This window comes from Paenibacillus sp. PAMC 26794 (genome assembly GCF_000316035.1).
In the GTDB taxonomy this organism is placed as follows: Bacteria; Bacillota; Bacilli; order Paenibacillales; family Paenibacillaceae; genus Paenibacillus.
On sequence record NZ_ANHX01000054.1, the window covers coordinates 38,828 to 61,004 of the forward strand.

Here is a 22,177-nt window from a genome sequence, read left to right on the forward strand (position 1 = left end):
CATCCTCCTTCAGCGCTATTGTCTACCTTAATCTCACGCTCTGCCACTAATAGTGCACTTTTGAATATCCTATTACAAGTTGTCAATTATAATAGTATAATGACTACCATGATAACGAGGATTGAAGGTGATGAATTGAACTACGATGTCAGGTTACAGGCATTGTCTACTTTTCTGAAAACACAACGTTCCAAAATTTCTCCCGAATCGGTCGGTTTACCCACTGGAAGTCGGAGAAGAACGCCTGGGCTGAGGAGAGAAGAGGTTTCCCAACTGGCGGGAGTGAGTACAACATGGTATACCTGGCTTGAACAAGGTCGGGATATTCAGGTATCCCATTCCGTGTTGGATAACATTGCTTCAGCACTAAGGCTTACTGCAGATGAACGAAAGTATCTGTTTTCGCTCGCCATGGAGCATCATACGGAGCTGCCCACACTGGAAGAAGAACCGTTTCAACTTCACCCTTCCTTGCAGAAAATCTTGCAAGAACTTCACCACTGCCCTACCGTGATCTCGGATCGGCGTTGTTACATTGTCGGCTGGAATGATGCTGCCCGGCATGTTTTTATGGATTTTGAACAGATCCCCCCCGAACAGCGGAATATGATCAGTCTGTTATTTGATCGAAAGGAATTTCGCAGGCTCGCGGTGAACTGGGAGGATTTTGTTAGCGGATTTCTGGCGATTTTTCGTGCTTACTATGGTCAGTACGTTGATGATGAATGGTATAATTTATTTTTGGATGACATGATGAACAGACATCCCGATTTTCATACCCTTTGGAAACAAAGCAGCGTCAGCAGTGCCCCGGACGTATTAATCGAATTCAGGCATTCCAAAGCAGGCAAAATGTTGTTTGATCTGACTTCGTTGCAGGTTCAGGGTAGTTCCGATCTGCGTTGCAGTGTCTACACCCCTGCGCCAGAGACCGCTACCGAGCGCAAACTGATGCGCCTGATCCAGCGTGAAACTGATTCACATCTTGGCAAGCATTAAATCAGAGTCTCTCACCTTCTTGGAGTCATGTTAGAGTCTTGACATCCTCATGTTGCATGTTTTAAATATCAGGTATATTAAGTTAATCCATGGATCTTAGTCCTTCTACAAGAAGGGGTTCAGAAAGGAATATCATGACGAAAGTGCTTATCATAGAGGACGACAACATGTTAGGCGATACATTATCCTTGTATTTGCAAGGTGAAGGGTATGATGTTATCCGTGTCGATAACGCAAGAGATGGTCTTCTACAGCTTCAAGCGCGGCCTGATATCCTGCTTCTTGACTTGATTCTCCCTGATTTGGGTAATAAGAATCCTTGTTCTCTCATGCGCCAACATACGGCGATCCCCATCATTGTCATCTCTTCGTTAACCGAAGTTTCTGAGCGGATTCGATCATTATCAGATGGGGCTGATGACTATGTTTGTAAACCTTTCAGCATGCAGGAGCTGAAAGCACGTATTGAGGCTGTATTGCGTCGTTACTCCATATTAAACAGCTCTGTTGTCACTGAACAGGAAACCGGAATATCACTCGACCTGGCGAGAAGAACCGTTCTGTTGAATAACCAGCGCGTGGAGATGACGTTTTCCGAATTTGAGATCATGAAGCTGTTTATTCTCAATCCTGGCAAGGTCTACAGTCGGTATGCCCTGATTGAAGCCATTCGTGGTATTGATGCCTACATTAATGATCGCACCATCGATGTGCACATTACCAAGCTTCGCAAAAAAATTGAGGACAATCCAAAAAACCCCCAATATATTCAAACCATCTGGGGGGTCGGATATAAGTTTACACCTTAAAACAACACAGCTTCATTCCGATCACCATGGCAGAGACCCGGTTATTTTATCAATTTCCTGTTGTACCTTCTCCAATACCGAATTTAGTTCCTTTTCTTCGTATAATGGACGGGACAAGAGCGATTCCAGTTGGAAAACCGCACAAATCAGGTCCACTGCATGCAGATTCGCAGCTACGCCTCGAAGAGAATGAACACTACGAATTACATCAGCAATCTGCTGTTGCTGAAGCTGAATCGCCAGTTTTTTCTGAAACGAGCCATACTCCATTCTGAATTTCGTGAGCGCATATTGCAGAATATGTGGCTTGCCGTCCATCTGTCTGATCGCCTTATCTGCATCAATTCCATTGATCTCCCTTATGCCTTTTAGATCAGTCCATATGGCTAAAATGTCTGTGATCTGTTGTTCATGTATGGGCTTAGTCAGTATGGCATTCATGCCTGCTTCAAGATATAATTCATGGTCCCTTTTTAAACCATTCGCTGTAAGCGCAATAATGGGTGTACGATCATATTTCCTCATCTTGCGAATGTGTCGTACTGCATCCATTCCATTCATGTCTGGCATATAGAGGTCCATCAGAATCAGTTCCCATGTTTGTTCATCCAATTTTTTCAAAACCTCTGTGCCACTGTATGCCAGCGTCACCTTGAATCCGGTATGTTCCAACATGGCCCGAATGGCCAGTTGATTGATTTCATGATCTTCAGCGATCAGAATGTGCCCTTTGGATTTAAGCAAATAGGATTCGTCGCCTTCTATCATCCGCTTTTTCTCTAATGGCCCTTCACCCTGAAGTGCAAGTAACACTTCGAACAATCCCAGACGTGTAATCGGTTTGATCATCATGAGATCCGGGCGAAAGGATCTCTCCTCACTCCACAGGGCATTTTCACTAAAGGCATGGGTATAACCCACCATTTGAAATTTGGTTCGATTCAATCGCTTCATGAAGCTGTCCCATGACGATCCGTTGACGGTGTCCTCTGCATCCATATCCATCATCATCAACATGGAACTTGCCCCATCTACATGAGGGACACACCAATCACTTTCCATCATATGGTTCAACGAAGGATACAGCTTCGGCTTCATTCCGAATGAGTAGAGTATCTGCTTCAGATTCTCGCCCATTCGTTCATCCTCTTCAACGATAACCACATCATCCGCACAATATAGAAGAGGGTATGTTTGCAGGAAGGAACTTTCTTCTTCCGAATCTGCAAGTTCAAATATCAAGTCGAATGAAAACAGACTGTACTCTCCCAACACACTATCCACCCGCAAGTCTCCTCCCAAGGAGGTCACCAGAAGGTAACAGATGACCAGCCCAAGTCCAGAACCACCATATGTTCGATACGTCGAGGGTTCCGCTTGAGTAAACGGGACAAAAAGCCGTTCCAATTGTTCGGGTGAAATTCCGATTCCCGTGTCCTCTACCTCAAAACAGACCTGAACTCGCTCCGCCTCCAATGAAAGTACCTCTGCCTGCAACGTTACATATCCATGCTCCGTAAATTTAATTGCATTACTGAGCAGATTCAATAAAACCTGTTCAAGTCGGAACGGATCACCAATCACTGTTAACGGGAGATCGGGATCGGTTGTAAAGATCACTTGGATATCTTTGTGCCCGATGGCCACGCCGATCTGATCTGCCACACGTTTGATCACATCCTCTGGTGAAAAAGAGACCTTCTCTAACATCAGTTTGCCTGCCTCAATTTTCGAAAAATCAAGAATATCATTTACGAGGGCAAGCAAGGTTTGAGAGGACGCGTTGATTTTACTCAAATAATCCTTTTGTTGTGGAGATAGATCTGTTCGTTGAAGCAACAACGAAAAGCTGATAATGCCGCTCAGTGGGGTACGAATCTCGTGACTCATGAATGCGAGAAACTCACTCTTTGCCTGGCTTGCTTTGTCGGCCTTAACACGTCTATAGTGATCCGAAATGTCATGAATGACTGCCTTGATTTTCTCACTCGAATTTAGTACTTTAACAGGGTATAGGTGAACCCGAACATGCTGCTCATGACCTTCTCCAACAATGAATCTCAGTTCCGTATCCTGTGCTATATTGTGATGTAAGGCTTTTTGAAAAACGAACAACCAGTTCTCCGGCTGCTCAATGAACAACAAATCTTCAAACTGACGCCCAATCACTTCCTGCCTGCCGAGACCGAGATCATCCAGAAATTTCTGATTAACTGACACAATACATCTGTTGTTATCCAATCCGACAAGCCAGTCTGCCGACACTCGCTCAAGTGTTCGATATCGCTCTTCACTTTCTTGAATCCTTCGTTTAACTGCTCTGTGTTCCGTAATATCGAGTCCATATCCCACGACATATTTCACCACACCCTCTTCTCGCAGAGGGCGAACTTTCACCAGCGAATAGTAACCTTCATGCTCAAACTCGTAAAAAAAAGATTCCCCTTCCCATGCCCGGTTAAACTGCTTTCGCAGAAATTCTACCTTTTCCTGAGGTAAAATATCCAATGTGCCCAGTTTGTAATCTTGCTTCAGACTCCTCATATCCAAGCCCAGTCGGGAGAGCATCTCTCCTTCAAGCACAAGATACTCGAATTTCCCATTCTGTTTTCGGATTTTAAAAGTAAACCCCGGCTGCATACGAAGCATCTCCAGCATTTCCTGATCCCTCTGAATGACCAATCTCCTATATCGATGATTTTGGTTCAGATAATAAAGGAATAATATAACGGATAGCAGGCAGATACATTGAAAAAATAGAGTCTTCCCCTGAATCGGTAGAGAAGGAGAATATGTCTTTAGTACAAAAAACTCATACACAGTAATCAGCAGCAACGCTCCGGACAACCACTTCTGCATAAATCCCCTGACATATTTAAAGATTAGGCATATGGCTGCAACAAATAACAACTCTAGCAACGCATATTGCCAGTTCTCCAACAAGGGATTACGCCCCATATTAATCCGAAAAATCCACATGAATGCAAAAGTAACGAAAGCAGACCCACTCCCACCAAAATAAGCAGCAAGCAGATACACACTGGCCCGGAAATTCAACAATGTACCATCCTCAAGCACAATAGAGAAATAATAGAGCGCCGTGCCCAACATGCTCAGCGTAACACCAATAATGATCCGAGTCGTGATGGATGTTGAACGGGTAGCATTTGTATGGTTCAGGTAGTGATGAATTAGGAAAACAAAGATCAAAATTAGCGTGAAATTTAATACAAGATCGCGTAGCAAATGGTCACCGTCCACATTACGACTTCAGGATTTCATGCATTCAATGAATGTTGTCAGATTCATGGTCGCAATTCCCCAGTACACAAATCATAGTATGCCGTGCTCCCTTATTCAATTGACGATATTGACCATTTTCTTGAAAATAATTACTACTTTCAGCTAACATCCCCTTATCACCAAACAACGTTTTTTTTCATGAAAATTCATCATTAAATATGCTGATATAAAAAAGAGAATCATCCAAATGGACCGATGTAATCGTAACTTGGGCTTCCCACACTTCCTGATCAGCCTTCATCAGTTTGGCTACGCCGGACCAGGTCTGATTTCCTCTCCAGTGGGTATCCATTAGCAATCGGGCAGGCTGACCTATGGTGCTCTCCCGTGAGAATCCTGTTTTGGTTACATAAACGGAATTCACATCCAGAATCACACCCTCCTCATTTGTAATCATGACCGCATCCGTTAGCAATAAGAAGGCTTTGAGTTCCGTTTGCATGGTTGTCCACTCCCTCTAATGAAACATGATGTGATGCTGTCCCTGTGATACTCTCTTCTGCGATCCCGTTTAATACTTAAACTGTCTAATCAGGCGCTGCAGCTCTTCAGCCAGGGTAGACAAGCCACGAGCCGAGGAAGAAATCTGCTCCATCGCTGCCAGTTGCTCCTCTGAGGAAGCGGCCACTTCTTCGGAAGTTGCGGCGTTGCCTGACGCAATGCCTGCCAACTCATTGGATACAGCAGATACTTCCTGTACACCTGCTGTGATCTCTTGCGACGTGGCAGCAATCTCTTCAATCTGAGGTGTCGTTTCCCGCATGCTATCCAGAATACGTTCAAACTTCCGAATCGCTTCTGTAGAGATGTCCATGCCCTCTCCAACCTCTGAAGTCACCTTCTCCATCATGCGAACGGAAGCAGCCATATCTTCCTGTACCGCCGTAGTCAGCACGGTGATTTCATTGACAGACTGTCCGGATTGCTCTGCCAACTTGCGAACCTCTGCTGCTACAACGGCGAATCCATTGCCATGTGTACCTGCACGAGCAGCTTCAATGGATGCGTTCAACGCGAGCAGGTTTGTCTGTTTGGCTATATTTCCGATTAACTCCGTGATCGCTGAGATTTGGTGTGATCGTTCATATAACGCCTGAATCAATTGGTTTGTCTGTTCTACCGTCTCTTGAATCGATTGCATCTGACTCACCGTCTGCTTGACGGTGTTGCCGCCTTCTTCTGCTTGTACGGTTGTATGTTTCGCCAAATCAGCGACATGTATGGAACGTTCGGCGATTCTTGTAATACCAATCGTAATTTCATTCATGGCCTGATGGTTATGTTCAATACCTTCGGTCTGTTTCTCCGCACCACTCGCAATTTCCTGAATGGCTCGCGCTACCTGCTCACTGGCTGCACTGGTTGATTCCGCACTCTGAGTCATTTCATCGGATGAGATGACTACCTGACTGGCGCTGTTCTCCACATTTTGAATCAACACACGCAGATTGCTCTGCATTTTGCCAAAAGCATCACTCAGTTCACCAATCTCATCATGACTTGTACTTGTTATGGTCTGGGTTAGATCCCCTTCGCTCACCTGAATCGCCTGATCCTTCAACTGACGAATCGGTTTAACAATCGATCGCATCACCAGCCAAATGATCAAAATTCCGATGACAAGACAGGAAACGATCACCATAATTGTTCGATTCAGAATAGGCTCAGCGGCATCCTCTACTTCAGAAGAGAACATGGTACCTGCAACCTTCCATCCCGTGGATGCATTCGTAGCGTAATACATGACCTTATCAACCTGATCAAAAGTATAGTTGAAGTTGCCGGATTCATTCGTATACACTTGTGTCCAAAAATCTTCTGTTGCATCTGCTCCAGGTTGCATCGTCGGATGATAGATATACTTTTCGCTGGCATCCAGCAGAATCAGATGTCCCTTTTCTCCTACTTTAATTCCGCTAACCAATTGACTAATGTCCGACAGATTGAGATCCAATTGGACCACGCCGGATTGGTCTTCCAGTGCCTTTGCAATCGTAATGGTGATCTCTTTTGTCTCGGCAGAAATATAAGGGTCTGTAACAATGACCTGCTGTGGAGCACCCATCGCTTCTGTGTACCATGGTCTTGTTCGCGGATCGTAATCTTCAGGCATTTCCGCATCGGAGGACATCAGATACACACCTGCCTCTGTGCCTACACCTATGGTGATGATATCTGTGTTCTGCGCGGCATACCCCTTCAATTCGTTCACAACCCGAACCTCGGCATCTTCTTGACGCAATTGCTCCGCGAGTGTACTCGCATAATATTCAATGTGGTTCCGCTTGGCATTGACTGAAAGATCTATCGTTGCACTGGCAAGGTTCACATTTTCCATCGCACTATGTAAAATTTGCTTCTCCACTTCATCTTTTGCACTGTTATACGATAAAACTCCAATACTTAACGAAGGAATGGCCAGGAAAGCAATAAAGGACACGATCAACTTCGTCTTAAAGTTATTATGGATCTTGTTGAACCAATTCGATTTGCTATTTTTTCGGGACAAATTTCTCTACCTCTTCCAGATTAATTTTTAGTTAAAAACTAGGTCTCACTTCTCCGTAACAAACATTTATCTCGCTAAAAAAATGATTAAAATCTCTTAATTTACAATCCTAAAGAACTAGTTTTAAACAAATTATACAAAAAAACTATTAAATAAAGTGTTCCGTGGATATGACCAAATTGTTAAGTTTTTAAATACTTGTTAATAAGCACGCGGACGACAAAAAAAAAGATCCAAGCGTTATCGCTCAGATCTAAAGGTTATTTACATTGGACCAACGTATTCTCTATTTAAATGCCGGGATCGCGATATCTGCATATTTCTCTTCGAAGAAGGCTTTGACCTCTGGACCCGCCATGCGTTTAGCCAGCTTCTGGATTGCTTCGGAGTCCTTATTATCCTCACGAGCAACCATGGTAATTGCAAAATGGGAATCATCCTTCTCGGTTAACAGTGCATCCTTCTTCGGTGTAAGACCGAGCGGACTGGCATATGCCGGAGTCATGGCTACCAGATCAGCATCATCCATCATGCGAGCCAGCATCAACAAGTCCACTTCCTCAAACTTGAAGTTCTTCGTATTCTCGGTGATGTCTGCCAGTGTGGCGTTAAAACCTACGCCCTCTTTCAGCTTAATCAATCCGTTCTGCTCCAGCATCACAAGAGAGCGACCAATGTTGGAAGGATCGTTTGCAATTGCAATCGTTGCACCTTCTGGCAATTCCTCAATCGTTTTGTACTTTTTGGAGTAGCCGCCATAGATGGCATTATAGATAGGCTGTACAGCCACCAGATTGGCATTGTTCGCTTCATTATACTGGGTCATGTAAGGCACGTGTTGGAAGAAGTTTGCATCCACTTCCTTATTCGCGAGTGCCGTATTTGGTTGAACGTTATCTGACAACACAACAACTTCCAGATTGACGCCATCTTCCTTCAATAGCGGTTTAACAATATCCAGCACATCTGTCATCGGTGGAATCAACGTGGCCACTTTCAACGTAACTTCTTGTGCTGCCTGTGTGTCTTCCTTTGTTCCTTCAGCCGCAGGTGTTTCTTCTTTTTTGCCACAAGCAGCTACAACAAGCATTACTGCAAGCAACATAAGCATCATTTTTGCTTTCATTTCATGTCTACCCCTCATCGTATAATCTGTATTGGTTATTCGTGATAATGCACGGTCCAACCGTTCAGGATCTGCGATCCAGCCAGTGGGACAGTCTGCTACCTGTGAATTGGATCATCTGTACCAGGATAATCATAATGATGATCGTAAATACCATAATCTCCGTTTCGAAGCGCTGATAACCGTAGCGAATGGCAAAATCGCCAACCCCGCCGCCACCTACAATGCCCATCACCGTCGAGTAGGAGATGAAGCTAATCGTAGCTGTCGTGAGTCCCAGTACAAGGCCAGATCGTGCCTCCACGTACAAGAATTTCACCACAAGTTGCATCGTCGATGCCCCCATGGAAGCAGCAGCTTCAACCACTCCCCTCGGTACATCCAACAACGCTTGTTCCACCAGTCTGGCGTAGTAGGCAATCGCAATAACCGAGAGTGGCACGGTTGCCGCCAGCGTACCTATGGACGTTCCCACGACAATCCGTGTGAATGGAATCATGAATACAACTAGCAGTAAGAACGGAAACGAACGAACGATGTTGACGACACTACCGAGTACAAAGGAAAATGCTTGATTCTGATACCGTTGTCCTCTACGGAATAAGTACAGCAGAGTACCCAGAGGTAACCCAATCAGAACAGCTGCCGCAATGGAGATGCCCACCATGACAAAAGTCTCTCCGATCGCCTGCCATATCTCATGCTGATACTTGAGCACAGATTCAGGTAACTTCATGACTTGTCCTCCTGGTCTGCCTGACGGAACAAAGACGAACCTGCCATCCCATATTCGTCACCCGCAAGCAAGGAGGTCAGCAGATCAGGCTGCGGAGCGGGAATACTGCTCACTTCCGCTTCAGTCAACGTTCGAACGAGCCGCCCATCCTTCATGACGGATATCCTGTGACATAGTCTGCGAGCCACTTCCATCTCATGCGTCACTACAACAATGGTCACGCCCAGCGTTTCATTGATATGACGCAGCACATCCAGGATACCGTTCGTGGTCTGTGGATCAAGCGAAGAGGTCGGTTCATCACAGAGCAGCACATCCGGACGACTGGCCAGCGCTCGTGCAATTGCTACACGCTGCTTCTGTCCTCCGCTAAGCTGAGCAGGATATTGATCTGCCTTGTCTTCCAGTCCAACAAACCGCAGTACCTCAAGTCCACGTTCAACTCGCTGCGCACGAGATATACCTGCCAGTTCCAATGGCATGCAGACATTGCCACTCACCGTTCGGTTACTGACAAGATTGAAGTGTTGAAAGATCATGCCAATGGATCTTCGTGCCTGACGCAGACTCTGTTCATTCATCTGGGTCAAGTGCTGCCCATTCACAACAACCTCACCATCATCCGGCTTTTCCAATCCGTTGAGCATCCGCAGAAGTGTGGATTTGCCTGCACCACTCGATCCGATGATGCCATGTATTTCTCCTTGTCCCACTTCGAGGGACACCGAGCTTAATGCTTCGAATCCCTGATCTGCACGGGAACCGCGCTCGTTATAACGTTTGCTTACACCATATAATGAGATCATGGAGAGTCCTCCCGTGAATGATCATGCATGGTTCTTTAAGAACACATGAAGAAAGCCCGCACAGCCGATAACCGGAGCGCGAGCAAGCCTGTTCATTTATAATAAATCAACATCCCTTACGAGACAAGCTTTTAAGATGAGATTGCCTCCTGAAGGCGGCTGGCTTCATATACACGAAAACGTCCGTTGGACGAACCCACATACACTTCATTTCCGATTCGGTTAATCATTCCATTCTTCGCATCCCGGTCCCGGTGCTCCGGGCTTCCCATCACAACGTCATGTGCACGACCTAACAATGCTCCATTATTTTTATTCATTACGAGAAGATTTTCGTCCATGGGCAACAGCAACTGATCATCAATGACCAGATAACTTCCCTGATTCGTTGGATACCTTAGAGTTGCAATCGTATCTTTTGCATTCCAACGCGTCTCCCCCGTATCATAATCCAAAGCCGCTGGATAGCCATTCTTAATCACATACAACTGATCCTCTTCCACCAGTCCTCGTTCAATCTTACCCTTGAGCGTCCAGCGTGTTTTGCCTGTCTTAGCATCGTACAGGGTGGTTGTAAAATCTTCATTTTCTCCGTAATGATCGCCGTTTTTGTTCTCACGGATCAACAGCATGCCATCATTCAACTCCTCAAATCTCTGTCCTACCCGAGCAGGAAATTGGGCAAGCTTTTTCCCCGTGTTCAGATCAAGCAAAAGCCACTGATTATCTAGTGATAGCCATCTTTCAGCATTCCTGGTTGCAAAGGGATCAAGACGTTCAATTCCACCAGTATATGGATCATTCCAAAGTTGTTCTATGGTGGATCGTTTGCCCTTTAAGCTCCATACGGTTCGCCCGGATTGCGGATCGGCTGCAATCAGCTTATTCTTTTCCCAATACAACACATAGGGGTCATCTGCACTCTTGTTTAATAATTCATAACCTGTAGCCAGTTTTCGCGTCCACAATGTTTTTCCGTTTGCACTGTCCAGAACCGTTAACCAACTGTTGCTTGAGCTCTCAACAACCGGGTTATCCACAACCACAACGTTCTTAGCAGCGGTGATGCCATTTAATCTAAAATTTTGCTTAGGGGTGTACGTCCACGCGACCTTTCCGTTCTTCAAGTTCAGATGACGAATACGATCCACGTATTTTTTCTTGTCAGGGTCATAATCAGTGTAGATTGTAACGTATTTGCGCTCTGCATCCACCTCTGCCTGCTGTCTTCCAAAACCCCCGTTGATCTCCCATAATTGCTGGCCGGAATGTCGGTCAAGGGCATATATGGAACCTTCGTAGTAATCACCGCTAAATCCACCATCATCCCCTTTCATCAGGAGTACATCATCCGTGGCTGCTTGTAAAAAAGTGTAGTTAATATCCCCCTGGTTGGTCCATACCGGTTTCCAAGGGATTGTCGTCGGCAGTGTTGTGCCATAGATTTTTGTTGTGAACCCATATTCATCCGCCCGACTGATGTTCCAATCGGAAACAAAAGCATTTCGATTATCCTGTGCTAAATTCCAGCGTGTTCTGACCAGTCTGCCATTCTTGTTGAATGTGACCAGAAATTGCGCATCTTCCCGTTCATATCTCCAGGTCTGTCCAATACTCATTGAATAACCCGTGAAATTTAGATTGCTTGAACTCTCTTTCCAATCCGGCTCGCCTAACCACCCAGCCACTTGTTTGGAGGTGGTTGCCTTGTTCAGCTTAATATCTGTCAGATGGCGTATAACCGAAGTTGGCAGCGATGCATCCTGTTGGAACCAACCATCCGCCACATTCATCCGCTGTTCTATAGCCTGTGCCTTGATCCAGAAGAGTCCTGGCCGATACGTGAAGGATTCTTTATTCCAGACTCGTGGGGCAATGGAGACCCCATACCATCCTTTCCACTTTGCAACAATAACAGCCTTATCTGTTAGCGCTTTCTCACTAGACCAAGTTGTAGAACTATCCGGAGCCAGATACAGCTTACTCCCTGATTTGAGCGTGAAGCTTTGGGGAGCTGTTTCCGTCATGCTTCTGCTCTCCTTCAGTGCATACCAACTTGGCAGCCAAAAGTCTCCATGATCGGTTGACTTGAACTGCACCCACTCGCCTCGAACCGATGACAACGTATACTTTTCGTTTTTTGTTGTATAGTATTCAATTCCCATTTGGTCAGCAGCCACACTGCCGTCCCTCCTGTTTTTGAACAGAGGAATGTCATTCATGAGTGTAACGGGTTCTCCTTGTTTGTAGGCCAACTGTGTTGATAAGACTTGAGAACTTGCACCCAAAGCTTGTGGCGTTGTAACCAAAGCTTGTCCTCCAAGCACGACCATTTTGGAATCCAGCAGCATCCATCCCGTCAACAGCACAGCTGATAATCCAGTCATGGTAATCCACTTGTACCCCATTCTCTGCCAATCAGGACCCGTCTTCACTCTCGTTCATCCCCATCCATTAGAAGTTATTTCCATATAGACGCTGCAAACAGGAAAAAGTTACCGGTTACCTCAATATATTTCTCTCTATCTCCCCGTATTACCTTACATCCACCATCGTAGCATGATAAGGAAAGGTAACCCCGATGTAATAAGCAGCTGTTAAGGTGAGGATATAATAAAATACAAACCACAGATCAGCTCGGGAATAGCCAATCTGAATGTAATACGTTCGGCTCGCGCCATCCGTAAATCCTTTCGCTTCCATCGCTACCGCCATTCGCTGTGCACGGCGAATGCTCTGTGCCAGCAGCGGAATAGCGTAACGCTTGAGTGCACCATACACATTCCAGCGAGAGCCGCGTTGCTGTGTTCCACGAATACGAATAGCGTAACGGAGCGTCTGGAATTCATCCAGCAAAATCGGGATCATGCGCATCGCGGCCAGAAAGCTATAGGCATATTTTGCGGGAAGCCGCCACTGCTGCATCAGGGAATAAAACAGTCTCACAGGCTTGGTCGTAAGACCAAAGAGTAACCCAGCCGCGGCCATAGTCAGCGAGCGAAAACCCAAGTGTAGACCGCGATAGAAACTCTCTTCGGTTATGTGGATCAATCCCCACTTATACCATGTGGTCTCGCCCTTACCAAACATCATCATGCCTGTAGACGTGGAGATAAAAACCAGAATGAATGGTGATGCGTACAGTATCAATCTGTACCACGGGTGGCCTGTCCAGCACAGTAATAACATCATCGCCACAGCAACATTGGCCATTACATTCAGATTGTGAATGAGGATAACGATGACAAACATCATCGTCAGAATGATCATCTTTAATCCTGGATTGACGTTATGAAGCCAGGTTTCACGGTGAGGAAACGACAGTTGCATTAGATAACCTCCCCTCATCCACCGTCCAGATTCGGGTGCAATATCTTTTTACAATTTCACGATCATGGGTAACCATAACAATAGCTGTTCCCTCTCTCCGCAATTGCTCCAGCTGTGCTAACATGGCGAACGTATTGCGGGCATCCTGTCCAAAAGTAGGTTCATCCAGCAGCAGTATTCGCTGCTCTCTCACCAGTGCAGACGCAACGCTCAAGCGTCGTTTCTGCCCCATCGATAATTGGTAGGGATGACGCTCGGACAGATCGATTAGACCAAATTGATTCAGCATCTGATCAGTCCTGACAAGTCTTTCTTCCGTTGTCAGCCTGCCCCCCAGCAATGAGAATTCCACTTCTTCCGCGACGGTGTTAGTCACAAATTGAAACTCCGGGTTCTGAAATACAAACGCGATTCGATCTGCAAGCTGCTCCGTTTTTCCAGAAGGCTGACCGTCCACCTGATAATGGCCTGTTGTTTTCAGGATATTCATCAGAGATAACAACAATGAGCTCTTGCCAGCTCCATTAGCTCCGACAATACCAATCCAATCCCCATGCCATACTTTGGCCTGTTCCACCTGAATGAAAGGTGTTTTCCCACGCCATCCGATGAACTGCTGCAAGTCCAGTGCAGGCAGATAGGCGGGTGATACAGGTGATAAGGTTGAGACTTGAGATATGGGGGATATACCCGGTGTATCGGATGAGCCAGACGATTCCTGTGCTTCCAAACTTGAGATGCCGTGATCCACACACACTTGAAGCTTTCCAGAAGCACTTCCCTCTTCTTCCTTAGCTAGCCTCTCTTGCTCCTCCCATATGCCTGGATACCAGACTCCATAAGCCTTCAGCTTGCCCCGTTCTTCCGTAAATACCTGCTGTGCTGGCCCATCCGCCACAATTTTTCCTTCAGATGATAACACAATGATGCGGTCGACCATATCCACAATCTTGTTTATTTTGTGTTCAACGATGATGATCGTTTTGTCACTAGCAATTCGTCTGACGGTATCCCACACCTGGGAAGTCCCCTCATCATCCAACAGTGCAGTGGGTTCATCCAAAAACAATACCTCCGGGTCCATGGCAAGCATCGAAGCAATCGCAAGACGTTGCTTCATCCCCTGAGACATGGACTGGATCAATACACGATTCTGTTCAAAGGATAACCCCACTTGTTTCAGATAATATTCAATCAGAGCAGGCATCTCTTCACGCGGAATATTTCGGTTTTCCAAAACAAATGCGATCTCTTCATCCGTAAAGGACATACAGAACTGGGTATCCGGATCTTGAAAGACCACTCCTGCTTTGGCGGGAACCTGAATATCATCACATTTCATCGGAATCTCAACCGAACGTGGTATCAGACCGCTCAATATTTGCAATAACGTCGATTTACCGGAGCCACTTGGGCCAAGTAACAGCACTTTCTCCCCCTGATGCACAGAGAGAGACAAGCCTTGAAATACCAAGGCTTTCTCTCCCGGGAACTTGCATCTTAGATTTGTCACACTTACCGCTTGCGAATCCCCCTCTCCGCTCATCTAATCCAGCGCCTCATAATCCTGTTTGGATACCGGTCTGAGTGAGCGTGTTACACCGGTCAGTTCCAATGCTTTGGCAAGATAATAAGCGAACACTCCAGCAATCAGGATGCTTCCGATGAAGCGGAATCCGATAAATAACGTATAATTCCAGGCCGAGAGTGAATCAATATACCCGTATTGGTAATCCAGCAAAAGCGAAGCCGCTGCGGCTCCTATGGCTGCAAGAGAGGTAACGAACAGATTGGTTTTGCGATACAAAAATGCGGCGAAGAATATCTCGGCTCCCAATCCTTGCAACAGGCCGTATACAAGTGTGGACATGCCCCATTCACTGCCCAGAAAAGCACTTACCGTTGAAGCCGCAACCTCGGCAAGAATCGCCACGCCTGGTTTACGAATGATAACAAATGCAAACGTGCCCGCCATAAACCACATGCCGTAGATCATCTGCTCCGCATGAACGCCAAATGGTTTCATCAAGTCATATGTAGGTCCCCATATCTTGTAAATCACCCCAAACACCACTGCAATCACGATGGTTACCAGAATATCCGTTAGTTTCAATCGCTTGTTGCCTGCTGTTGTTGCCATGTTCTCTACGTCCTTCCTCTGTTCCCTGTGAGGGTTATCAAAATAAACGAAAAAGCCTCCCCGGTTCCGGGCAGGCCTTACGCACAGTGTACAATCCTCACAATGATGTATTGGATGGATGTCGAAAATACGGAATATCAACCATCCCCCTCCGCCCTGGCAGATACACCACCACAGTTCAAAGAGGTCTGTTGTTCATCACGTTCATTTCCTACAATTCACCCTTACATATCGCAAATCCATGTTCTCTACGCTGGCATTACCCAGATCAGATGTACGGTCAGCAGCACACGGCCACTCTCTCAGCCCAACTTCATTGAGCTCCCGGTTCACTTATTTCATTGCTTCTAATGTACATCAGATGGGTATTTGTGGCAATCCTTTAATATTGCGTGTTCCCAGACTGGCTCGTTTTCCCTGAAGCAAACCCCTTGAACAACGTTGGTACTTTGGAATAGCGCGTATTCGTAATTTTCCCTTGAGATACACTGCTGTCTGTACGCATAATAGCATCTTTCACATTGGAAATGTTGGAGTTATCCAGCGTCATGTTAACCGCGAAGGTAGTTCCACCATTTTGACGTACCAGCTTGCCGATATCATCTGCACGGAAATTTTTGATGTTAATCGTTCCGGCTGCGTTGATCTGGAACACTTTATCATAGGCCTTGTACGCTGCCCCGCCGGTAATGTTGACCGTTCCAGCCGACTTCAATGTCAGTGCATCCTCGCCTACGTCCTCCCAGACTACATTCGATATATTACAGTTACCATAACAGTGAACACCATCAGCAGCTGGTGATCCAATGTTTACGTTTTTGAGCGTGGCCCCTGCCTCCAGACGGAAGACTGGCTTCTGACCCTCTGCTTGAGATCCGTCGCCCAGTGTGGAAGGATTGGCTACAAAGGTTTTGCCTTGACCGTCATAGGTCGTGCCCTTTGGAACAACAATCGTTGAATTTACAACTGTAGGTGCAGCAGCAACCGGAGCTACACCAAATATGGAAGCAACCAAACCAGCGGACAACAACAACGTCAATATTTTTTTCATAACTTTATTCCTCCCTCATTCTCTCGTTATTTGGTATTGTACAAGCCTGAGCTTGTCCTGGAAGTTCGTCAGAGGTGCACCTCTGTCCGACCCACAACCTAATCCTACCAAATAAGGAAGGTAACTAGAATAATCATTAGATCAGATATATCATGACATCCTGCAATCCCTGTCATATCGGCATTTTTTGCATGCCAGGTCTCTCAAGCAATATGCTGATATCAACCTCTGGTATGCTCATTTGTAACGTATGTACCCCTCACTTGAATTCCCGATAACAAAGAAAGACCACTACATTTGTCTCCAAATGTGTGATCTTGAATGTCTTCTAGCTTGCTGATATAAGATATCAGGCTCCGAATCTCTGACGATAACCGCACTTTCGACACAACTCTTCTACAGCTTCCCGTTTGGAGAAACCATATACCAGATTGTTCGCTCGCTCACCCTCAATAATCTCCGAGAATGACTTCTCGTGCACATTACCCAGGTTAATCACACCCTCGCCATCGAGACAGCATGGAACTACCGTTCCATCTACAAGCACAGCTGCCTGACCACGCAATGCATGACAGAAGCCTTTGCCGTCATCTTCTGGTGCATCCAGACTTGGCCACTGGAACTCATGGTCCTGATTCAAGTATACATTTGGGGCAATTCTGACCCCGCTGCCTGGAACTACTTTTTCCTCAATGCGGAAGTCCAGATTGAACTCACGTTCGAGTACTTCAAGGGTCTCCCGATTTCGATTCATCTGAGCATTCGTGAAGTTATCCTGCGTCAAGTTCCACAGCCGGAATGAGATGATGACATTGTGCTTAACAGCCTCGTGTACAAAGGACAAAATATGACGCAGATACCCGTCACGGTCTGTTGAACCTTCATGCCCATCGAAGCTGTGCAGGGAGAAATTCATCTGCCGCAGCGCCGGTTTGCCAAGCAATTTATGCTGAGTCTTGGGCAGCAGTGTACCATTCGTTGTAATATTTACCTTGAGTCCCTTCTCATGTGCGGAATCGAGCAACAGATCTATTTTGGGATGCAACAAGGGTTCACCTTTGACATGTAGATAAATATGATTGGTGTGTGGTTTAACTTGTTCCAGTATATTGTTGAAGACTTCAGGGTCAATGAATCCTTTGGCACGTTGCGTCTGCGGACAGAAGCTGCAAGCCAGATTGCAGATACTCGTGATCTCAATATATACTTTTTTGAACGTTTTCAACTCGGGTCCCCATTCTGCCTAGGAGGGAGAACAATCCCACCTGCATTTTGTGATCCGGCCTATACGGGCCATCCCTATTATATCGGGTTCATGAGCCAAGGTAAATTGTTCAGTTGTTCGAGTTCATCTCAAGAATTCCATCATGCTGCCTCTTTACAGTTCATGTTCGAGTGATATATGCTGAACAGACAACTGCATATCTTGAACTTTTGCACTAGGGGAGCCTTGCGGCTGAGACGAATATGACTATTCGGACCCTTTGAACCTGATCTGGATCATACCAGCGGAGGGAAGTGGAGCGGCCTTTTAGTAAGCGGAATTTTTTCATGTTTATGTGAAGATAAATTGCGGATTCAACTTACAGACCCACTCATTTCTCCGGAAATGGGTGGGTCTTTTTTGTTCCTTTTGCAGAGCATAGGATGCCGTTGTTATTGCAGCAGTCTGAAATTAAGGGGGTGAGGATCAGATGGATAACCATGTAACCATTCACAACGTAAGCTTCGCTTTTCCCGAAAAAAAGGATTCCCCCGTGCTCTCCAATGTGTCGCTTCAGGTTCAACAAGGGGAATTTGTCTCGCTTATCGGCTCCAGCGGATCAGGTAAAAGTACTCTCTTCAAGCTGCTCGCAGGCTTGCATGAGCCAACCGTTGGCACCATCGATATAGCTGATGTACCGCAAGGACAACGGCTCGGACGAGTCGCTTATATGCCGCAGAAAGATCTGCTGTTATCCTGGCGAACCGTCATGGAGAACTGCATGCTGCCTGCCGAGTTGGCACCAGGCCGACAAGACAAGGACAAGTTACGGGCCAACATCATGGCAGGATTAGCAAGGTTCGGCTTGTCCGGTTATGAGCAGGCCTATCCAGATAAGTTATCCGGCGGCATGCGTCAGCGGGTGGCATTGCTTCGTACCTTGCTTACAGGCGGGCAGCTCATGTTGCTGGATGAACCCTTCGGTGCACTCGACGCCTTAACCAAACGAGAAATGCATCGCTGGTTGCTGGAGCTGTGGGAGGGCTTTGGCCAAACCGTGCTGTTCATTACACATGACATCGAAGAAGCCCTGCTGTTAAGTGACCGTATCATTCTGTTAACTCCAGGGGGACAAGGTCAGCAGCTGCGGGAGATGACAGTTCCTTTGCCACGCCCAAGGCATTCGGACATGATCTACGAACCGGCTCTCGTGCAGATGAGACGACAATTGGAGGAACAATTGCATGCAAAGCGATAAAGCTCAGTTTAGCGTCTGGACGTGGTGTTCGAAGTGGCTCTCGAAGTGGTTTTCCCAATATGGTTTGTTTATTATGCTCATGTTCTTATTACTGGCGATCTGGGAATTGATTGTGCGTATGGGATGGGTGCCTTCCTTCATCATGCCTGCACCCACGGCCATCACAGTCTCACTGGTTGAGCATCGTCGTCTGTTATTGACCATCCATCTGCCTGCTACCTTTATGGAGGTTGTTGTTGGTTTTGTCTTGTCCATAGTGACTGGAATTACACTAGCAACAGGCATGCATATGAACCGATCGATTGAAAAGGCCTTGTATCCCTTCATCGTGATCAGTCAGACCATCCCGCTGATTGCCTTGTCTCCCGTATTTATCTTGTGGTTTGGTTACACGTTGTGGAGCAAAGTCGCGGTCGTGTTCTTAATCGCATTCTTCCCCATTGTGGTCAGTACCTACGATGGACTCCGCCAAGGCGATCCAGAGCAGCGTGAACTGCTGCTCACTATGGGCGCCAGCAAGTGGGATATTTTTTGCAAACTCCAGGTTCCACTGGCACTTCCTTCTTTTTTCTCGGGGCTAAAGATGTCTGTAGTGTACTGCGTGGTTGGGGCAACGATTGGCGAATGGCTTGGTGGCAGCAAAGGTCTCGGATACTTCAGCCGCCGCATGTCCAGCAACATGAACACGGATGCGATGTTTGCCGCTATTGTGCTGTTATCCCTGCTTGGGATCGTTTTGTTTGTACTGATTGCCTGGCTGGAGAAACGGTTTAGCATACGACGTCATCGTCATGGAGGCAAAAGAAAAGTTGGATAATACTTAGACAGAAATTAGATGTAAACAAAACGATGAAATGAGGAACTTCATTTATGAATAACAAAGGTATATACTCCCTGCTTCCCATCATGCTCATTAGCCTTTTGCTGATCGTTAGTGGATGCAGCACCACGAATACCAGCATAAACACGCCAACAACAGACTCTGCAACCAATGCACCACAAACAGACAAGTCTGCAACCGAACCAGCATCAGACGCCAAAGATAAACTGTCCATCATGCTCGACTGGTACCCGAATGCAGTACACTCCTTCATCTATGTGGCTCAGGAAAAAGGGTACTTCGCAGACCAAGGTCTGGATATCGAAATTCAGATGCCTGCGGATACCAATGATTCACTCAAACTTGTTGCTGCCGGGAAAATTGATCTGGCTCTAAGCTACCAGCCCCAAATCTTGCTCGCGCGTGGCGAGAACATTCCTGTACGTTCCATTGCTGCTGTTGTTCGGCACCCGCTTGTGCATCTGTTGACCGAAGCAAGTGGCAACGTGAGTTCACCCAAAGATCTTGAAGGAAAGACTGTCGGCTATTCTTCCATTCCGCTGTATGAAGCGATGGTTCGTACGATGATCAGCCACGATGGTGGCAACCCAGATAACATGAATCTGGTCGACGTTGGGTTCGATCTGATTCCTTCGCTGGCTTCCGGACAGGCGGATGCAATTATGGGTGGTTTTATTAACCATGAACAATTGATTTTGGAGAAAGAAGGACATGCCATGAAATCGATTAACCCCGTCGATTATGGCGTGCCTGATTATTATGAACTGGTCCTGACTGCGAGTGAAGCTGGCATTAAAGCGAAAAAAGACCAACTTACCCGGTTCGTCAAAGCGGTCCAGGAAGGACAGAAATATGTAACGGAGCATCCAGAGGAAGCCTTGAATATTCTGCTCGCTCATGAGAATGAAACGTCTCCGCTTGACCCGGAGATCGAAACCAAAAGCCTGGCTATTCTACTGCCACTCATGAATGAAGAAGGCCAACCGTTTGGTCGGCAGGAAATGGCGTCGTGGGAGAATGTACGTGCATGGCTCGTTGAACAGGATTTGATTCCTGAATCGGTGAAAGCCGAGGATGCTTTTATTCATCTGCAAGGAGAGTAAATAAAGGAGAGCAACGGGAATGAAGGAAAAGTGACTGAACGCAAAGGGAATGAAAGCAAGGGGATTAAAAGCAAAGTTAGCAAGAACGTGGGATCGGATGCATGAAGGTTTGCGAAATGGAATTGCCCTGAAGCAAGCATCGGAAGATCAGAATTTATAACAAGCCTAAGTAGCTTGATGTGCATCCGGGTAGCTTGATATGCGTTTGGATGGCTTGATATGCGCTTTGGTGGCTTGATATGCGTATGGGTAGCTTGTTGATATGTATCTGGTAATGTACATTAGCACCTATCTTCAAGCCTACTGAGAGCTGAAACGCGCCTTAACTTGATCGAAACAGAGCATGCAGCGAGCGCTAACGAATCTGTGGCGTCCTATTCAAGGGTTTGAAGCGGTTACAGAAATCTAAGGAATCTGAGAAACGCTATATCGGAATAAATAGCAATTTATAGCGTTTTAGTCAAGGGATTCTGGTAAATAACGTGTCTGATGTTCCTTAGAACATGGTCTCACCCATTTGTGTCCCAATCAGTTGGATATCGATCAGCCTGAACTTCAAGACACTGGTTGGACGCTAACACCCATCAACGTATCGCTTGTTTGAGTTTGGAGACATACCATGGCTCCACTTTCGGTATTTTGTATCGATTCGTTTTATACTGTCTCGTATTTGTACTGTTGCCTTTCTGCGAATTTACATTTTATACGGATCCACCCTTTAGCTGTTTCAATCAAGGCTAGATAAATTGAACTAAAGAATATTTACACTAACTACTCCGATGACAGAATAACCTTCCGATCGCTGTTATCCCCAGTTTTTTTGATTCCCTTTCTAAAGGGAAAATCCGGTGATAAAGGCGAACGCTCCGCTTCTCCAGCTTTTTTCTGTCCTCTCCGTTTTGTGTAAATGTTGAGTTCAATTTATATAGATATAAATCAAAATGATTCAATTTCAATTTGTC

The 22,177-nt window shown here is 46.2% G+C and carries 17 protein-coding genes and 2 riboswitches; of the genes, 5 read left to right on the forward strand and 12 right to left on the reverse strand.

What is annotated here, in order from left to right; genetic code table 11:
* Window positions 1–135 precede the first annotated feature (135 nt).
* Window positions 136–999, forward strand: coding sequence for a helix-turn-helix transcriptional regulator (locus tag D829_RS0119040; protein ID WP_026081285.1), 864 nt, complete (start codon window positions 136–138; stop codon window positions 997–999).
* 134 nt (window positions 1,000–1,133) lie between these two features.
* On the forward strand, window positions 1,134–1,808 hold the full coding sequence (locus tag D829_RS0119045) for a response regulator transcription factor (RefSeq protein ID WP_017690518.1): 675 nt from the start codon (window positions 1,134–1,136) through the stop codon (window positions 1,806–1,808).
* Between the two features lie 21 nt (window positions 1,809–1,829).
* Here the strand turns inward: D829_RS0119045 and D829_RS32565 are convergent, their stop codons facing one another.
* From D829_RS32565 to D829_RS0119105, 12 genes are all read right to left on the reverse strand, one after another.
* On the reverse strand, window positions 1,830–5,054 hold the full coding sequence (locus D829_RS32565) for a response regulator (RefSeq protein ID WP_193748488.1): 3,225 nt from the start codon (window positions 5,052–5,054) through the stop codon (window positions 1,830–1,832).
* Between the two features lie 193 nt (window positions 5,055–5,247).
* A complete protein-coding gene (locus tag D829_RS0119055) occupies window positions 5,248–5,553 on the reverse strand; it encodes a hypothetical protein (RefSeq protein ID WP_017690520.1) in 306 nt (101 codons plus the stop codon).
* A gap of 69 nt (window positions 5,554–5,622) precedes the next feature.
* Window positions 5,623–7,620 (reverse strand): methyl-accepting chemotaxis protein, encoded by a 1,998-nt coding sequence (locus tag D829_RS0119060; protein WP_017690521.1) that lies wholly within the window; start codon window positions 7,618–7,620, stop codon window positions 5,623–5,625.
* 286 nt (window positions 7,621–7,906) lie between these two features.
* Entirely contained in the window at window positions 7,907–8,764 is an 858-nt protein-coding gene (locus D829_RS0119065; protein ID WP_026081287.1) for a MetQ/NlpA family ABC transporter substrate-binding protein, read from the reverse strand.
* 46 nt (window positions 8,765–8,810) lie between these two features.
* Window positions 8,811–9,482 (reverse strand): methionine ABC transporter permease, encoded by a 672-nt coding sequence (locus D829_RS0119070; RefSeq protein ID WP_017690523.1) that lies wholly within the window; start codon window positions 9,480–9,482, stop codon window positions 8,811–8,813.
* Complete coding sequence (locus tag D829_RS31530; protein WP_017690524.1) at window positions 9,479–10,288, reverse strand: methionine ABC transporter ATP-binding protein; 810 nt, start codon at window positions 10,286–10,288, stop codon at window positions 9,479–9,481. The genes D829_RS0119070 and D829_RS31530 overlap by 4 nt, the downstream gene beginning before the upstream one ends.
* Before the next feature lie 131 nt (window positions 10,289–10,419).
* Window positions 10,420–12,723, reverse strand: a complete 2,304-nt coding sequence (locus tag D829_RS0119080) for a PQQ-binding-like beta-propeller repeat protein (RefSeq protein WP_017690525.1) — start codon at window positions 12,721–12,723, stop codon at window positions 10,420–10,422.
* A gap of 100 nt (window positions 12,724–12,823) precedes the next feature.
* Window positions 12,824–13,618 carry an energy-coupling factor transporter transmembrane component T gene (locus tag D829_RS0119085; RefSeq protein WP_017690526.1) on the reverse strand — a complete coding sequence of 265 codons (795 nt, stop codon included), beginning with the start codon at window positions 13,616–13,618 and terminating at the stop codon, window positions 12,824–12,826.
* Window positions 13,593–15,164 carry an ABC transporter ATP-binding protein gene (locus D829_RS0119090; protein WP_017690527.1) on the reverse strand — a complete coding sequence of 524 codons (1,572 nt, stop codon included), beginning with the start codon at window positions 15,162–15,164 and terminating at the stop codon, window positions 13,593–13,595. Before D829_RS0119090 ends, D829_RS0119085 begins: the two co-directional genes overlap by 26 nt.
* A complete protein-coding gene (locus tag D829_RS0119095; RefSeq protein ID WP_017690528.1) occupies window positions 15,165–15,758 on the reverse strand; it encodes an ECF transporter S component in 594 nt (197 codons plus the stop codon).
* Window positions 15,759–15,986: 228 nt separating this feature from the next.
* A riboswitch (TPP riboswitch) is annotated at window positions 15,987–16,097 on the reverse strand.
* A gap of 43 nt (window positions 16,098–16,140) precedes the next feature.
* The gene (locus D829_RS0119100; RefSeq protein WP_017690529.1) at window positions 16,141–16,809 is read right to left on the reverse strand and encodes a pectate lyase; all 669 of its coding nucleotides are present in this window, start codon (window positions 16,807–16,809) and stop codon (window positions 16,141–16,143) included.
* Window positions 16,810–17,158: 349 nt separating this feature from the next.
* Window positions 17,159–18,034: a radical SAM/SPASM domain-containing protein gene (locus D829_RS0119105; RefSeq protein ID WP_017690530.1), complete on the reverse strand. Its 876-nt coding sequence runs from the start codon at window positions 18,032–18,034 to the stop codon at window positions 17,159–17,161.
* Window positions 18,035–18,240: 206 nt separating this feature from the next.
* A riboswitch (TPP riboswitch) is annotated at window positions 18,241–18,343 on the forward strand.
* A gap of 160 nt (window positions 18,344–18,503) precedes the next feature.
* Here D829_RS0119105 and D829_RS0119110 point away from each other — a divergent pair.
* From D829_RS0119110 to D829_RS0119120, 3 genes are all read left to right on the forward strand, one after another.
* Window positions 18,504–19,271 (forward strand): ABC transporter ATP-binding protein, encoded by a 768-nt coding sequence (locus D829_RS0119110; RefSeq protein WP_017690531.1) that lies wholly within the window; start codon window positions 18,504–18,506, stop codon window positions 19,269–19,271.
* Between the two features lie 73 nt (window positions 19,272–19,344).
* Entirely contained in the window at window positions 19,345–20,088 is a 744-nt protein-coding gene (locus D829_RS0119115; protein ID WP_241230797.1) for an ABC transporter permease, read from the forward strand.
* Between the two features lie 53 nt (window positions 20,089–20,141).
* On the forward strand, window positions 20,142–21,215 hold the full coding sequence (locus D829_RS0119120; protein WP_017690533.1) for an ABC transporter substrate-binding protein: 1,074 nt from the start codon (window positions 20,142–20,144) through the stop codon (window positions 21,213–21,215).
* The last annotated feature ends 962 nt before the right edge of the window (window positions 21,216–22,177 follow it).

What these genes read in the sequence shown, in the direction of transcription:
- D829_RS31530 (WP_017690524.1), bottom strand. Translation starts at nt 10,288, where the DNA reads ATGATCTCATTATATGGTGTAAGCAAACGTTATAACGAGCGCGGTTCC.
- D829_RS0119100 (WP_017690529.1), bottom strand. Translation starts at nt 16,809, where the DNA reads ATGAAAAAAATATTGACGTTGTTGTTGTCCGCTGGTTTGGTTGCTTCC.
- D829_RS0119065 (WP_026081287.1), bottom strand. Translation starts at nt 8,764, where the DNA reads ATGAGGGGTAGACATGAAATGAAAGCAAAAATGATGCTTATGTTGCTT.
- D829_RS0119095 (WP_017690528.1), bottom strand. Translation starts at nt 15,758, where the DNA reads ATGGCAACAACAGCAGGCAACAAGCGATTGAAACTAACGGATATTCTG.
- D829_RS0119090 (WP_017690527.1), bottom strand. Translation starts at nt 15,164, where the DNA reads ATGAGCGGAGAGGGGGATTCGCAAGCGGTAAGTGTGACAAATCTAAGA.
- D829_RS0119085 (WP_017690526.1), bottom strand. Translation starts at nt 13,618, where the DNA reads ATGCAACTGTCGTTTCCTCACCGTGAAACCTGGCTTCATAACGTCAAT.
- D829_RS0119045 (WP_017690518.1), top strand. Translation starts at nt 1,134, where the DNA reads ATGACGAAAGTGCTTATCATAGAGGACGACAACATGTTAGGCGATACA.
- D829_RS0119070 (WP_017690523.1), bottom strand. Translation starts at nt 9,482, where the DNA reads ATGAAGTTACCTGAATCTGTGCTCAAGTATCAGCATGAGATATGGCAG.
- D829_RS0119115 (WP_241230797.1), top strand. Translation starts at nt 19,345, where the DNA reads ATGCTCATGTTCTTATTACTGGCGATCTGGGAATTGATTGTGCGTATG.
- D829_RS0119120 (WP_017690533.1), top strand. Translation starts at nt 20,142, where the DNA reads ATGAATAACAAAGGTATATACTCCCTGCTTCCCATCATGCTCATTAGC.
- D829_RS0119110 (WP_017690531.1), top strand. Translation starts at nt 18,504, where the DNA reads ATGGATAACCATGTAACCATTCACAACGTAAGCTTCGCTTTTCCCGAA.
- D829_RS0119055 (WP_017690520.1), bottom strand. Translation starts at nt 5,553, where the DNA reads ATGCAAACGGAACTCAAAGCCTTCTTATTGCTAACGGATGCGGTCATG.